This is a genomic window from Streptomyces sp. JNUCC 63 (assembly GCF_054366325.1).
The window spans coordinates 2,354,502-2,368,994 of sequence record NZ_CM135963.1 but is presented as its reverse complement, the minus strand read 5'-3'; the positions used below and the strand labels follow the sequence as shown (position 1 = coordinate 2,368,994).

13 protein-coding genes are annotated in these 14,493 nt (G+C 71.0%); 11 read left to right on the top strand and 2 right to left on the bottom strand.

Annotated features, from left to right (window positions below; genetic code table 11):
* Positions 1 to 25: 25 nt before the first annotated feature.
* The 8 genes from ACX25U_RS10610 (at position 26) to ACX25U_RS10575 (ending at position 9,140) form a co-directional block, all read left to right on the top strand.
* Positions 26 to 1,069 carry a 3-isopropylmalate dehydrogenase gene (locus ACX25U_RS10610; protein WP_454390904.1) on the top strand — a complete coding sequence of 348 codons (1,044 nt, stop codon included), beginning with the start codon at positions 26 to 28 and terminating at the stop codon, positions 1,067 to 1,069.
* A gap of 282 nt (positions 1,070 to 1,351) precedes the next feature.
* Positions 1,352 to 2,440: a branched-chain amino acid aminotransferase gene (locus ACX25U_RS10605; RefSeq protein WP_454390902.1), complete on the top strand. Its 1,089-nt coding sequence runs from the start codon at positions 1,352 to 1,354 to the stop codon at positions 2,438 to 2,440.
* Between the two features lie 198 nt (positions 2,441 to 2,638).
* Positions 2,639 to 3,322 carry an urease subunit gamma gene (gene ureA, locus ACX25U_RS10600; RefSeq protein WP_454390900.1) on the top strand — a complete coding sequence of 228 codons (684 nt, stop codon included), beginning with the start codon at positions 2,639 to 2,641 and terminating at the stop codon, positions 3,320 to 3,322.
* A complete protein-coding gene (locus tag ACX25U_RS10595) occupies positions 3,319 to 5,007 on the top strand; it encodes an urease subunit alpha (protein ID WP_454390898.1) in 1,689 nt (562 codons plus the stop codon). Before ureA ends, ACX25U_RS10595 begins: the two co-directional genes overlap by 4 nt.
* An 11-nt stretch (positions 5,008 to 5,018) precedes the next feature.
* Complete coding sequence (locus ACX25U_RS10590) at positions 5,019 to 6,059, top strand: agmatine deiminase family protein (protein WP_454390896.1); 1,041 nt, start codon at positions 5,019 to 5,021, stop codon at positions 6,057 to 6,059.
* 20 nt (positions 6,060 to 6,079) lie between these two features.
* Positions 6,080 to 6,700 (top strand): TetR/AcrR family transcriptional regulator, encoded by a 621-nt coding sequence (locus ACX25U_RS10585; RefSeq protein ID WP_454390894.1) that lies wholly within the window; start codon positions 6,080 to 6,082, stop codon positions 6,698 to 6,700.
* Between the two features lie 354 nt (positions 6,701 to 7,054).
* Positions 7,055 to 8,659, top strand: coding sequence for a citramalate synthase (gene cimA / locus ACX25U_RS10580; protein ID WP_454390892.1), 1,605 nt, complete (start codon positions 7,055 to 7,057; stop codon positions 8,657 to 8,659).
* A gap of 55 nt (positions 8,660 to 8,714) precedes the next feature.
* Positions 8,715 to 9,140 carry a VOC family protein gene (locus ACX25U_RS10575; protein WP_454390890.1) on the top strand — a complete coding sequence of 142 codons (426 nt, stop codon included), beginning with the start codon at positions 8,715 to 8,717 and terminating at the stop codon, positions 9,138 to 9,140.
* Between the two features lie 18 nt (positions 9,141 to 9,158).
* On the opposite strand, the gene ACX25U_RS10570 is transcribed toward ACX25U_RS10575, so the two are convergent.
* Positions 9,159 to 9,764 (bottom strand): GOLPH3/VPS74 family protein, encoded by a 606-nt coding sequence (locus ACX25U_RS10570; protein WP_454390888.1) that lies wholly within the window; start codon positions 9,762 to 9,764, stop codon positions 9,159 to 9,161.
* Positions 9,765 to 9,855: 91 nt separating this feature from the next.
* Here ACX25U_RS10570 and ACX25U_RS10565 point away from each other — a divergent pair, with 91 nt between their 5' ends.
* Positions 9,856 to 11,235 carry a hypothetical protein gene (locus ACX25U_RS10565; RefSeq protein ID WP_454390886.1) on the top strand — a complete coding sequence of 460 codons (1,380 nt, stop codon included), beginning with the start codon at positions 9,856 to 9,858 and terminating at the stop codon, positions 11,233 to 11,235.
* A gap of 13 nt (positions 11,236 to 11,248) precedes the next feature.
* On the opposite strand, the gene ACX25U_RS10560 is transcribed toward ACX25U_RS10565, so the two are convergent.
* Positions 11,249 to 11,857 carry a YceI family protein gene (locus ACX25U_RS10560; RefSeq protein ID WP_454390884.1) on the bottom strand — a complete coding sequence of 203 codons (609 nt, stop codon included), beginning with the start codon at positions 11,855 to 11,857 and terminating at the stop codon, positions 11,249 to 11,251.
* 259 nt (positions 11,858 to 12,116) lie between these two features.
* Between ACX25U_RS10560 and ACX25U_RS10555 the strand changes: the two genes are divergently transcribed.
* Positions 12,117 to 12,671, top strand: coding sequence for a hypothetical protein (locus ACX25U_RS10555; RefSeq protein WP_454394199.1), 555 nt, complete (start codon positions 12,117 to 12,119; stop codon positions 12,669 to 12,671).
* Between the two features lie 222 nt (positions 12,672 to 12,893).
* On the top strand, positions 12,894 to 14,489 hold the full coding sequence (locus ACX25U_RS10550; protein ID WP_454390882.1) for an acyl-CoA carboxylase subunit beta: 1,596 nt from the start codon (positions 12,894 to 12,896) through the stop codon (positions 14,487 to 14,489).
* Positions 14,490 to 14,493: the final 4 nt, after the last annotated feature.

Here is a 14,493-nt window from a genome sequence, read left to right as displayed (position 1 = left end):
ATGGGACGAGGAGTAGGGTGCCGACATGTCTCGCAGCATCAATCTCGCAGTGATCCCCGGTGACGGCATCGGCCAGGAGGTCGTGGCCGAGGGCCTGAAGGTCCTGACCGCCGTCCTCCCGCAGGACGTGAAGCTGGAGACCAAGGAGTACGACTTCGGCGCCCGGCGCTACCACGCCACCGGTGAGACCCTCACCGACGCCGACCTGGAGCAGCTCAAGCGGCACGACGCCATCCTGCTCGGCGCGATCGGCGACCCGTCGGTGCCCTCCGGCGTCCTGGAGCGCGGCTTCCTGCTCAAGCTCCGCTTCGCCTTCGACCACCACGTCAACCTCCGCCCGAGCAAGCTCCTGCCCGGCGTCGCCACCCCGCTCGCCGGCGACCCGCAGATCGACTTCGTCGTCGTCCGCGAGGGCACCGAGGGCCCCTACACCGGCAACGGCGGCACCATCCGCAAGGGCACCGAGCACGAGGTCGCCACCGAGGTCTCCGTCAACACGGCCTACGGTGTCGAGCGCGTGGTCCGCGACGCCTTCGCCCGCGCCCAGGCCCGCCCGCGCAAGAAGCTCACGCTGGTCCACAAGAACAACGTGCTGACCTTCGCGGGTCACCTGTGGACGAACATCTTCAACAAGGTGGCCGAGGAATACCCCGAGGTCACCACCGAGTACATCCACGTCGACGCCGCCACGATCTACCTGGTGACCCAGCCCGAGCGGTTCGACGTCATCGTCACCGACAACCTCTTCGGCGACATCATCACCGACCTCGCCGCGGCCGTCTCCGGCGGCATCGGCGTCGCCGCGAGCGGGAACATCAACCCCTCCGGCGAGTTCCCGTCCATGTTCGAGCCCGTCCACGGCTCGGCCCCGGACATCGCCGGCCAGGGCAAGGCCGACCCCACCGCCACGGTCCTGTCCGTCGCCCTGCTGCTGCGCCACCTCGGCTACGAGGCCGAGGCGACCCGGATCGAGGACGCGGTCTCCGCCGACCTCGCGGAGCGCGGCGCGCTGCCCGCGCGCAGCACCTCCGAGATCGGCGACGCGCTCCGCGTACGAGTAGCGGGCTGACCCTCTCCCAAGCACTCCGTGCAGGGGGTGCCCCCAGCGCCGATCGAAATCCTCGAAGCCGTCGGGTCGCATCCGCGCCCGGCGGCTTCCCCCTGTCCACCGCCGGGTGCCACCATCAATCCCTGGGCCGCATTCACCCCGTTTTCTTCCGCCGTCGGCGCCGCGTGATAATCGAACGCGGAGCCGCGGTATGAGGAAATGTTCGGACGTCCTAGCACTGGCCACCGGCCGTACGGGCGTGAGCGCGGCCCGTCACTACAACCCGGTGAAGGACACTCACTCATGACGACGCCCACGATCGAGCTCAAGCCCTCGGCCAACCCGCTCTCCGACGCGGAGCGCGAGAAGATCCTGGCCAACCCCGGGTTCGGCCGCCACTTCACCGACCACATGGTGACGATCAGGTGGACGGAGGGCCGGGGCTGGCACGACGGCCAGCTCGTTCCGTACGCGCCGATCTCCCTCGACCCGGCGACCACCGTCCTGCACTACGCGCAGGAGATCTTCGAGGGCCTGAAGGCCTACCGCCGGCCCGACGGCTCGGTCGCCACCTTCCGCCCGGAGAAGAACGCCCTGCGCTTCCAGGCCTCCTCCCGCCGGCTGGCCATGCCCGAGCTGCCCGTGGAGACGTTCATCGAGGCCTGTGACGTCCTGGTCCAGCAGGACAAGGCGTGGGTGCCCGCGCACGGCGGCGAGGAGTCCCTCTATCTGCGCCCGTTCATGATCGCCACCGAGGTCGGGCTGGGCGTCAAGCCCGCCAACGAGTACCTGTTCCTCGTGATCGCCTCCCCGGCCGGCGCGTACTTCCCCGGCGGTGTGAAGCCGGTCTCCATCTGGGCCTCCGAGGACCGCGTCCGCGCCGTCCCCGGCGGCATGGGAGACGCCAAGACGGGCGGCAACTACGCGGCCTCCCTGCTCGCCCAGGCCGAGGCCGCCGCCAAGGGCTGCGACCAGGTCTGCTACCTCGACGCCGTGGAGCACAAGTGGGTCGAGGAACTCGGCGGCATGAACCTGTACTTCGTCTACGGCGACAAGATCGTCACGCCCTCTCTCAGCGGCTCGATCCTGGAGGGCGTCACCCGTGACTCGCTGCTGACGGTCGCCCGCGACCTCGGCTACGAGGCCGAGGAGGCCCGCGTCTCCATCGACCAGTGGCAGCGCGACTCCGAGAGCGGCACGCTGACCGAGGTCTTCGCCTGCGGCACGGCCGCCGTGATCACCCCGGTCGGCACCGTCAAGCGCGCGGGCGCCGAGTGGCAGCAGTCGGGAGGCGAGCCCGGCGAGGTCACCCTGAAGCTGCGCCAGGCCCTGCTGGACATCCAGCGCGGCGTCATCGAGGACAAGCACGGCTGGATGCACAAGCTCGGCTGAAGCTTCCCCTTCGACGGTCAGGGCCGCCGCGGACTTCTCGTCCGCGGCGGCCCTGACGCGCTTCCGGCCGACCGCTCGATCGAGGAGGCTGGAACGCCGTTCAATGTGACGTAGGCGTAGGGTACCCAATCCTTCCCATACATGAGCCTCATGCTTAGAGTGCTGTTCTAAACGAGGAAGGCAAGGAGGTGCCGCGGCGTGAGACTGACGCCCAGCGAGCGTGACCGGCTGCTGCTGTTCACGGCTGCCGAGCTGGCCCGTGCCCGCAGGGCCCGCGGGCTGCGGCTCAACGTGCCGGAGGCCACCGCCCTGATCGCCGACACGGTGTGCGAGGCCGCCCGCGACGGCGCCCGGCTCGCCGAGGCGATCGAGCGCGCCCGCGCGGTGCTCGGCCCCGACGACGTCCTGCCCGGTGTCGCGGACGTGGTTACCGAGGTGCACGTCGAGGCCGTGTTCGACGACGGCTCACGGCTCGCGGTGGTCTCCGACCCCATCGCGGGCGGCTCCCTGGGCGACCGGGGTCCGGGCGCGCTGCTGCCCGGACCCGGGCACGCCGAGCCGGAAGCGGCCGTGCGGATCACGGTCGCCAACACCGCGACCGTGCCCGTCTCCGTCACCTCCCACTTCCACTTCTTCGAGGCCAACCCGCGCCTCGACTTCCCGCGCGCGCGGGCGTACGGCATGCGGCTCGCCGTGCCCGCCGGGTCGTCCGTGCGGTTCGCGCCGGGGGAGAGCGTCGAGGTCGGCCTCGTGCCGATCGGCGGCGAGCGCGTCGCGATCGGCTTCGCCGGGCTGGTCGACGGGCCCCTGGACACGCCGGGCGCCAAGGAGGAGGCCCTGCGCAGGGCCGCCGCCTGCGGATACCTGGGAGCAGACCGATGAGCATCGATCCGTACGCATACGCCGCCACCCACGGCCCCCGCGCCGGCGACCGCATCCGCCTCGGCGACTCCGGGCTGGTGGTGCGGGTCGAGTCCGACGCGCAGAAGTACGGCGACGAGTTCCTCGCCGGCTTCGGCAAGACCGCACGCGACGGCCTGCACCTCAAGGCGGCCGCGGTCCGCGAGACCTGTGACGTGGTGATCAGCAACGTCGTCGTGATCGACGCCGCGCAGGGGATCCGGAAGGTGTCCATCGGCATCCGCGAGGGCCGCATCCACGCCATCGGGCGGGCCGGGAACCCCGACACCCTCGACGGCGTCGACGTGGTCGTCGGCACCGGTACGTCCATCGTGTCCGGCGAGGGGCTGATCGCCACCGCCGGTGCCGTCGACACCCATGTGCACCTGCTGTCGCCGCGCATCATGGAGGCCTCGCTCGCCTCCGGCGTGACCACCGTCATCGGCCAGGAGTTCGGGCCGGTGTGGGGCGTGGGCGTCAACTCGCCCTGGGCGCTGCGGCACGCGTTCGGCGCGTTCGACGCCTGGCCGGTCAACATCGGTTTCCTGGGGCGCGGTTCGTCGTCCTCACAAGCTCCCCTGACCGAGGCCCTCGCCGAGGGCGGCGCGTCCGGCTTCAAGGTGCACGAGGACATGGGCGCCCATACCCGGGCGCTGGACACCGCGCTGCGCGTCGCCGAGGAGCACGACGTCCAAGTCGCCCTGCACAGCGACGGGTTGAACGAGTGCCTGTCGGTCGAGGACACCCTGCGCGTCCTGGAGGGGCGCACGATCCACGCCTTCCACATCGAGGGCTGCGGCGGCGGACACGTCCCCAACGTGCTGAAGATGGCCGGAGTCCCGAACGTCATCGGCTCCTCCACCAACCCCACCCTGCCCTTCGGCAGGGACGCGGTCGCCGAGCACTACGGCATGATCGTCTCCGTCCACGACCTGAAGACCGACCTGCCCGGTGACGCCGCCATGGCCCGCGACCGCATCCGCGCCGGAACCATGGGCGCCGAGGACGTGCTGCACGACCTGGGCGCCATCGGCATCACCTCCTCCGACGCACAGGGCATGGGCCGGGCCGGCGAGACCGTGCGCCGCACCTTCGCGATGGCCGGGAAGATGAAGGCGGAGCTGGGCCCGGCCGACGGGGACGGCCCGGACGACGACAACGCGCGCGTGCTGCGCTACATCGCCAAGCTGACGATCAACCCGGCCATCGCGCACGGGCTTTCGCACGAGGTCGGCTCCCTCGAGACCGGCAAGCTGGCCGACATCGTGCTGTGGCGCCCCGAGTTCTTCGGTGCCAAGCCGCAGCTCGTCCTCAAGGCGGGCTTCCCGGCGTACGGCGTGGTGGGCGACCCCAACGCGGCCACCGACACCTGCGAACCCCTCGTCCTCGGCCCGCAGTTCGGCGCGCACGGCGCCACCCCGGCCGAGATCTCGGTGGCGTTCGTCGCCCAGGCCGCCGTGGACCAGGGCAACGACCGGATGCCCACCCGGCGGCGCAGGGTCGCCGTACGCGGCACCCGCGGCATCGGCCCCGCCGACCTGCGCCTGAACTCCCGCACCGGATCCGTCGACGTCGACCAGCGCACCGGCCTGGTCACCCTCGACGGCGACCCGATCCGCTCCGAGCCCGCCGACGCGGTCTCCCTCAACCGCCTGTACTTCCTGTGAGGACCCACGACATGACCGTCCCCGCCGCCGACGGCTTCCGCATGCCCGCCGAGTGGGCGCCGCACGAGCGCACCTGGATGGCGTGGCCGGGCCCCAACCCGACCTTCGACACCCCCGACGACCTCGCCGCCTCCCGCGCCGCCTGGGCGTCGGTGGCCCGCGCCGTCCGCCGCTTCGAACCGGTGACGGTGGTCTGCGGACCGGGTCAGTCGGCCGAGGCCCGCGCCTTGCTGGGCGAGGACGTCGACACCGTCGAACGCGACCTCGACGACGCCTGGATGCGCGACATCGGCCCCACCTTCCTGACCAACGGCAAGGGTGAACTCGCCGCCGTCGACTGGACGTTCAACGGCTGGGGCGCCCAGGACTGGGCCCGCTGGGAGCACGACGCGAAGATCGCCGCGTACGTCTCGGACCTGGTGGGGGCAAGGACGTACGCCTCGAAGCTCGTCAACGAGGGCGGCGGCATCCACGTCGACGGCGAGGGCACGGTCCTGCTGACCGAGACCGTGCAGCTCGGCCCCGAACGCAACCCGCACTGGACGAAGGAGCAGGTCGAGGCGGAGATCCACGCCCACCTCGGCACCAGCAGGGCCATCTGGCTCCCGCGCGGTCTCACCGGCGACTACCCCCCGCACGGCTACGGCACCCTCGGCCACGTCGACATCGTCGCCGCCTTCGCCCGCCCGGGCGTCGTCGTCGCCCACCACCAGCCGGACCCGGCCCACCCCGACCACGAGGTCACCAAGGAGGTCATCGGCATCCTGAAGTCGGCGACGGACGCCCAGGGCCGCCGCCTGGAGGTGATCGAGGTCCCCGCCCCCACCGCCCTGGAGGCCGACGGCCGCTGGGCCGACTACTCCTACATCAACCACTACCTCTGCAACGGCGGCGTCGTCCTCTGCGCCTTCGACGACCCCCGCGACGAGCTCGCGGCCGGCATCTTCCGCCGCCTCTTCCCCGACCGGACGGTGACCCTGGTGGACGCCCGTACGATCTTCTCCGGTGGCGGTGGCATCCACTGCGTCACCCAGCAGCAGCCGAAGGTCTGACCACGCACGAGGAGTCGCGGATGGCCGGTGCGGCACGGGCGCGCAGGAACGCGCCGCCGCGCGAGAAGGTCCTCGCCGCCGCCATGGAGATGATCGCCGAGCGCGGTCTGGAGAAGCTCACCATGGCGGCGCTCGGGCGTGAGCTCGGGATGAGCAGCGGCCATCTGCTGTACTACTTCCGCTCCAAGGACGAACTCCTCCTGCAGACGCTGGAGTGGAGCGAGAGCCGGCTCGGGGCCGAACGCGGGCGGCTGCTGACCCGCGGCGCCCCGGCCCGCGAACGGCTCGACGCCTACGTCGACCTGTACGTCCCCGACGGCCACTGGGACCCGCACTGGACACTGTGGCTGGAGGTGTGGAACCGCTCGCTGAACGCCGGCGAGGACGCCCGCGACCGGCAGGCCGCCATCGAGGGCGCCTGGCACCGGGACCTGGCCGCCCTGGTCGCCGAGGGCGTCTCACGCGGCGAGTTCCGCCCGGTCGACGCCGACCGCTTCGCCACCCGGCTGCGCGCCCTGCTCGACGGCTTCTCCATCCACGTGGCGATCGGCCTGCGCGGCACCGGCCGGGAGCAGATCCTCCGTCACGTACGGGAGTTCCTCGACGAGTCCCTGGGCCGGTCCGGGCGCGCGGACGCGTGACGCACGACACCCGCGGTGTCCCGGACGTGTCGTACGCCACCTGAGGCGTCCAGCGTGACGACCGCATCCTGAGACGCTGTGCGTAGGACGCCGGACTTGTGCCACACTTCCCCCGTGCTCTCGTTCGCCATGATTATTGGCAGCAGGCGCGCCGGTCCGCAGTGACCGCCACGTACGACCAGGTGCGGGCGGCCACCGTCGTCCTCGACCCGCGCGCAGACCTCTCGCACCCGCGAGAGGTTTTTCGTTTTCCTGGCCCACCTTCAGCCGGAATCGCAGCGCAAGGGACTATTGGGGGGACGGTGGAGCCGGTCATTCCGGTAAGACCGAGATTGCAACAGGAGCCTTGAGACCATGACCGCAACCAGCCAGCTCGACGATTCGTTCCACGTCTTCGACACGACCCTGCGCGACGGCGCCCAGCGCGAGGGCATCAACCTCACGGTCGCCGACAAGCTGGCCATCGCTCGGCACCTGGACGACTTCGGCGTGGGCTTCATCGAGGGCGGCTGGCCCGGCGCCAATCCGCGGGACACCGAGTTCTTCGCCCGTGCCCGGGAGGAGATCGACTTCAAGCACGCCCGGCTCGTGGCCTTCGGCGCGACCCGCCGGGCCGGCGGCAAGGCGGCGGACGACCCCCAGGTCAAGGCACTCCTGGACTCCGGCGCCGAGGTGATCACCCTGGTCGCCAAGTCGCACGACCGGCATGTGGAACTGGCCCTGCGCACCACCCTGGAGGAGAACCTGGAGATGGTCCGCGACACCGTCTCCCACCTGCGCTCCCAGGGCCGCCGCGTCTTCGTCGACTGCGAGCACTTCTTCGACGGCTACCGCGCCAACCCCGAGTACGCCAAGGCCGTCGTACGGGCCGCCGCCGAGGCCGGCGCGGACGTGGTGATCCTCTGCGACACCAACGGCGGCATGCTGCCCGCCCAGATCAACGCGGTCGTCTCCACCGTCCTCGCGGACACCGGCGCCCGCCTCGGCATCCACGCCCAGGACGACACCGGCTGCGCGGTCGCCAACACCCTCGCCGCCGTCGACGCGGGCGCCACCCACGTGCAGTGCACCGCCAACGGCTACGGCGAGCGCGTCGGCAACGCCAACCTCTTCCCGGTCGTGGCGGCCCTGGAACTGAAGTACGGCAAGCGGGTGCTGCCCGAGGGCCGGCTGCGCGAGATGACCCGCATCTCGCACGCCATCGCCGAGGTCGTCAACCTCACGCCCTCCACCCACCAGCCCTATGTGGGTGTTTCCGCCTTCGCCCACAAGGCCGGCCTGCACGCCTCCGCGATCAAGGTCGACCCGGACCTGTACCAGCACATCGACCCCGAGCAGGTCGGCAACACCATGCGCATGCTGGTCTCCGACATGGCGGGCCGCGCGTCCATCGAGCTCAAGGGCAGAGAACTCGGCATCGACCTCGGCGACGACCGCGAGCTCGTCGGCCGCGTCGTCGAGCGGGTCAAGGAGCGCGAACTCAAGGGCTACACCTACGAGGCGGCCGACGCCAGCTTCGAACTGCTGCTGCGCGCCGAGGCCGAGGGCAGGCCCCTGAAGTACTTCGACGTCGAGTCCTGGCGGGCCATCGTCGAGGACCGCCCCGACGGCACCCACGCGAACGAGGCCACCGTCAAGCTGTGGGCCAAGAGCGAGCGCATCGTCGCCACCGCCGAGGGCAACGGCCCGGTCAACGCCCTCGACCGCGCCCTGCGCGTGGCCCTGGAGAAGATCTACCCCGAGCTGGCCAGCATCGGTCTGGTCGACTACAAGGTCCGCATCCTGGAGGGCAAGCACGGCACCTCCTCCACCACCCGCGTCCTCATCTCCACCTCGGACGGCCAGGGCGAGTGGTCCACGGTGGGCGTGGCCGACAACGTGATCGCCGCCTCCTGGCAGGCCCTGGAGGACGCGTACGCCTACGGCCTGCTGCGCGCCGGCGTGGAACCGGCGCAGTAGTCGAACGGACGCCTCCGCCCACCCCTTCGGCCACCGGCCACGGCACAGCGGGGGGATGGACACGGACGACAGCGGCCCGCCGGCCCGGGGACACGTGACGACCCGGCTGCCGGCCCGGGACCTGGACCGGGCGCGGCGCTTCTACGCCGACAAGCTCGGGCTGCGGCCCGCCGAGGAACGGCCCGGCGGGCCGCTGTACCGGTGCGGCGGAACCCACTTCGTGGTGTTCCGCTCGACCGGAGCCTCGCCGGGCACGTTCACCCGGATGGCGTGGGAGGCCGACGGCCTCGAGGCGACCGTGGCCGAGCTCGGGCGGCGCGGTGTCGTCCTCGAGGAGGCCGACGTGCCCGGCTTCCGTACCACGGACGGGATCGCCGAAATCGAGGGGAACTACCCGAGCAAGGGCGCACGCGGGGAGCGCGGCGCCTGGTTCCGGGACAGCGAGGGGAATCCGCTGGGCATCGGCCGGCCGATCCGGTAGCCCGCCGGCCGGCAGTCGTCAGGGGGCGCGCCAGATGTTGTCGAAGGCGACGTTCTCGATGCGCCTCCGCTGCCGTACGGCCTCCAGTTCCGTCACCGCGCCGTTGACGGCGGCCAGCACGGTCACCAGGGCGTCATCGTCCGGCGCCGCGAGTTCCTCACCGGGACGGGCCTCGATGCCCACGGCTGCCGCGAGCCCGGCGATGACGGGATCGTGGGAGGCCCAGCGCTCGGCCGCCTCGCGCCGCTCCGGTGAGTCGACGGGCGTCGTCCGGCCGCCGCGGGCGGGCATCCAGCGGTGCCGCCGCCCGGTGAGGTGCCCGTCCGCCTCCAGTGCGTCGACGTAGGCCACGGCCAGGCCCTCGCCCCGGCGCCACAGCCAGTCCTCGACGGACTCGTACGGCGGCTGCTCCCTGAGCGCCGCCCCGGCCTGGTCCAGGAGGCCGTCCCCCGTGCCCTGCCGGGGGACGGGCACGATGCGGTCGCCGTCCAGGGTGACGGCGCCGGCGGCGAGGAGGTCGACCAGTTCGGCGCCCGCCAGCGCGAGCGACAGGTCGCCCTGCTCGACGGGGCGGTCGGACGGCACGTCCAGGCTGAGGATCAACAGGTCCCGCGGTGTGGTCATGCCCCCGACGATACGGCCACCAGGAGCCGCCGGCCCGGCGCTGCACCGGCCGCGAATAACCCTTTTCTGCCGGTTCAGGTAGCTTCGAAGCATGAAGGCCGTCGCCCTGACCCGAGTTCCTGTGCGACTGCTGATGGCGCTCGCGGTCGCCGTCGTGGCCGTACTGTCGACGGGCGCACCCCGGGCGGAGGCGGCCACCAGCATCTCGACGGTCGCCGAAGCGCTCCGCAGGGGCCCCGTGTACGTCGATCCGGCCGCGTCCGCCCAACTGCCGCCGGCCGAAGCGGCCACGCTCAGCCGGCAGATCAAGGACGCGGACAAACCCCTGTTCATCGCGGTCCTGCCCGCGAACTATCCGACGCGGAACCTGTTCACCGATCTGCGCACCGCCACCGGCGTCACCGGCGCGTACGCCGTGCGCCTCGGTGACCGCTTCGACGCCCGCGCCGACGCCTCGGTGCTGCCGCGCACCGCCGTGCGGAACCTCGTCACCAGCGTCCAGGGCGAGGACACCAGGGCACAGCTCACCGACTTCACCAACCGGGCCCTGGCCAACATGGGCGGCTCGGCCCCCTCCAGTTGGGGCAGCACCGGGCACGGCGGCACGGTGTCCACCACCGCGCTGATCACCGCCGGCGCGGTCCTGGTGGCGGGCGGTGTGGGTGCGTACGCCCTGGTCAGGCGCGGCCAGAGCCGCCGGGAGGCGGAGCAGCGGGCCGCGCTGGAGAAGCTGCGGGTCGTCGTGGACGAGGACATCACCGCCTTCGGCGAGGAACTCGACCGCCTCGATTTCCACCCGGCGGAGGCCGGCGCGGACGACGCCATGCGCGCGGACTACGAGCGGGCGCTGGACGCCTACGAGCAGGCCAAGCAGTACATGGCCGACGCCCGCAGGCCGGAGGACGTGCGGGCTGTCACCGAGGCCCTGGAGGACGGCCGTTTCTCGCTCGCCCAGCTGGCCGCCCGGCGTGAGGGCCGTCCCCTGCCCGAGCGCCGCCCGCCCTGCTTCTTCGACCCGCGCCATGGCCCCTCGGTCGCCGACGCGACGTGGACGCCCCCGGGCGGGGCACCCCGCCAGGTCCCGGTCTGCGCCGCCGACCGGGTCCGCCTGGCCGACGGCCGCGACCCGCAGATCCGTGAGGTGGACACGGACCGGGGCCGCCGCCCCTACTGGGACGCCGGCCCCGCGTACGGCCCCTGGGCCGGAGGCTACTTCGGCGGCGGTCTCCTCCCGGGCCTCCTGGTGGGCACTCTGCTCGGCAGCATGATGGCCACCCCGGCCTACGCGGCCGACTACGGCACCGGCTACGGCGACTTCGGCGCCCATGACGGTTACGGCGGCGGCTACGAGGGAGGCGATGTCTCCGGCGCGGACTTCAACCCGTCCGACTTCGGCGACTTCGGCGGGGGAGGGGACTTCGGCTCAGGCGGCGACTTCGGCGGGGGAGGCGGGGACTGGGGCGGGTTCTGAGGACCCGCGCCCGTCAGGCGTTCTTGATGGCGGAGATGTCGAAGTTCAGCTTGATCTTGTCGGAGACCAGGAAGCCACCCGTCTCCAGGGCCGCGTTCCAGGTCAGGCCCCACTCGGAGCGCACGATCTCGGCCTTGCCCTCGAAGCCGACGCGCTCGTTGCCGAAGGGGTCCTTGGCGGAGCCGTTGAACTCGAGGTCGATGGTGAGCGGCTTGGTGACGCCGAGGATGGTCAGGTCGCCGGTGATGCGGTAGTCGTCGCCGCCCAGGGCCTCCGCCTTGGTGGAGCGGAAGGTCATCTCCGGGAACTCGTCGATCTTGAAGAAGTCCGCGCTCTTCAGATGGCCGTCGCGGTCCGCCGAGCCGGTGTCGATGCTCTCCATCTTCACGTCGATGGAGGCCGTGGAGGCGGAGGGGTCGGTACCGTCCAGGCGGAGTACACCGGTGAACTCGTTGAACTTGCCCTTGACGTTCGTGACCATGGCGTGCCGCGCGACGAAGCCGAGCGTGGAGTGCGCCGGGTCGATCGTGTACTCACCGGTCAGCGCGGCCAGGGCCGGGTTCACGGCGGCGGGGGCGGACGTGTTCTCGGCGGTGTCGTTCCTGCGGCTGAAGATGCCCATGATGTGCTCCTCTGTAGACGAACGGTCGCTCGGCGCGGAGGGGGCGCCAAGGATGTTGAACATTCAAGTTGCTCAACGCCTACGACCATAGACTTATTTCGTTCGACTTTCAACATCATTGGGCCTGTATTCTCCGGGTCGCACAGAGTCACCGCGTCCGCCCTCTGGCGGACGCGCGTAGAACTCGGGCACCATCTCCCTGCACCACCTGCACAGCCGCCCCATGAAGAACACGGCCAACAGCAGGAAGGGTTCCCCCATGAAGGTCATCCAGGCCGGCAGGGTCACCAAGGTCCGCGCCGCCGTCACCGCCCTCGCGCTCGTCGTCGCCCCCGGTGCCGCCGTCGTCGGCACGGCCGCCGTCGCCGTCGCCGTCGGTACGGCCACCGATGCCGCCGTCGCCGTCACCAAGATCAGCCACGCGACCGCGACCCAGATGTTCAGCCAGGTGGGCATCACCTGGTCCTCCTCCGGCAACTGCTCCAACCGCAACGTCTCGACCTGTACGTCCTTCGAGCAGCTCAACCTCTCCACCGCGCAGGGCGCCCAGACCCTCAAGCGCGCCAGCGGCTGCGCACTCAACATCACCGGCGGCACGGAGACCGGTCACGCCTCCGGCACCTACTCCCACTGGAACGGCTACAAGCTCGACTACGGCAAGAACACCTGCGTCACGAACTACATCAAGAACAACTTCGCCTACATCGGCCTGCGCGGTGACGGCGCCCCGCAGTACCGGTCCGGCTCCGGCAACATCTACGCCGACGAGGGCAACCACTGGGACGTCCTGTACTACAACTGCGGCGGCTGCTGACCGGACGGGCGCGCCGTCACCCGGGGGATGGCATCTGCCCACCTGAATATGAGGGGGCTCTCGCGACCCCGGTTTGTGGCACCCCTACAAGGCCGACGCCCTCTGAACAGTCGGAAAGGCTGCAACACGCCCAGGTTCTGTTCAGTGGTACCAGGAAAACGGGCCGGAGACTGTACGGAGTCGACGGCCCGCTTTCCTTGGTGTCCTTCGTAAGGTCACTACATGACCGTTTTGGAAGAGACGAAGGGTGAGCCGGCCGGCGAGCCGGCGGACGCGCGCGGGCGGGTCGCCGAACTGCACGGGATCCGTGCGCAGGCGGTGGCGGGCCCCAGCGAGAAGGCGACCGCGGCGCAGCACGCCAAGGGCAAGCTGACCGCGCGGGAGCGGATCGAACTGCTCCTGGACCCCGGCTCCTTCCAGGAGGTCGAGCAGCTGCGCCGGCACCGGGCGACCGGGTTCGGCCTGGAGGCCAAGAAGCCGTACACCGACGGTGTGATCACCGGCTGGGGCACGGTGGAGGGCCGCACGGTCTTCGTCTACGCCCACGACTTCCGCATCTTCGGCGGCGCGCTGGGCGAGGCCCACGCCACGAAGATCCACAAGATCATGGACATGGCCATCGCGGCCGGTGCCCCGCTGGTCTCCCTCAACGACGGCGCGGGCGCCCGGATCCAGGAGGGCGTCAGCGCGCTGGCCGGCTACGGCGGCATCTTCCAGCGCAACACCAAGGCCTCCGGGGTCATCCCGCAGATCAGCGTGATGCTCGGCCCGTGCGCGGGCGGCGCCGCCTACAGCCCCGCGCTCACCGACTTCGTGTTCATGGTCCGCGAGACCTCGCAGATGTTCATCACCGGTCCGGACGTGGTCAAGGCCGTCACCGGCGAGGAGATCACGCAGAACGGCCTGGGCGGCGCGGACGTGCACGCCGAGACCTCCGGCGTGTGCCACTTCGCCTACGACGACGAGGAGACCTGCATCGCCGAGGTGCGGTACCTGCTGTCGCTGCTGCCGCAGAACAACCGGGAGAACCCGCCGCGGGTGGACTGCTCCGACTCCGCCGACCGCCGCTCCGACGTCCTGCTGGACCTGGTCCCGGCCGACGGCAACCGGCCCTACGACATGGCCAAGGTCATCGAGGAGATCGTCGACGACGGCGAGGTGCTGGAGGTCCACGAGCGCTGGGCGCGCAACATCATCTGCGCGCTGGCCCGCCTCGACGGCCAGGTCGTCGGCATCATCGCCAACCAGCCCCAGGTGCTGGCGGGCGTCCTGGACATCGAGGCCAGCGAGAAGGCCGCCCGCTTCGTGCAGATGTGCGACGCCTTCAACGTCCCGATCGTCACCCTTCTGGACGTACCCGGCTTCCTGCCCGGCGTCGACCAGGAGCACGGTGGAATCATCCGGCACGGCGCCAAGCTGCTCTACGCCTACTGCAACGCCACCGTGCCGAGGATCTCGCTGATCCTGCGCAAGGCGTACGGAGGTGCCTACATCGTCATGGACAGCCAGTCCATCGGGGCCGACCTCACCTACGCCTGGCCGACCAACGAGATCGCCGTGATGGGCGCCGAGGGCGCGGCCAACGTCATCTTCCGCCGCCAGATCGCCGAGGCGGAGGACCCCGAGGCCATGCGTCAGAAGATGGTCAAGGAGTACAAGGCCGAGCTGATGCATCCCTACTACGCGGCCGAGCGCGGCCTGGTGGACGACGTCATCGACCCCGCCGACACCCGCGAGGTCCTGATCAAGTCCCTGGCGATGCTGCAGTCGAAGCACGCCGACCTGCCCTCCCGCAAGCACGGCAACCCGCCGCAGTAACTCA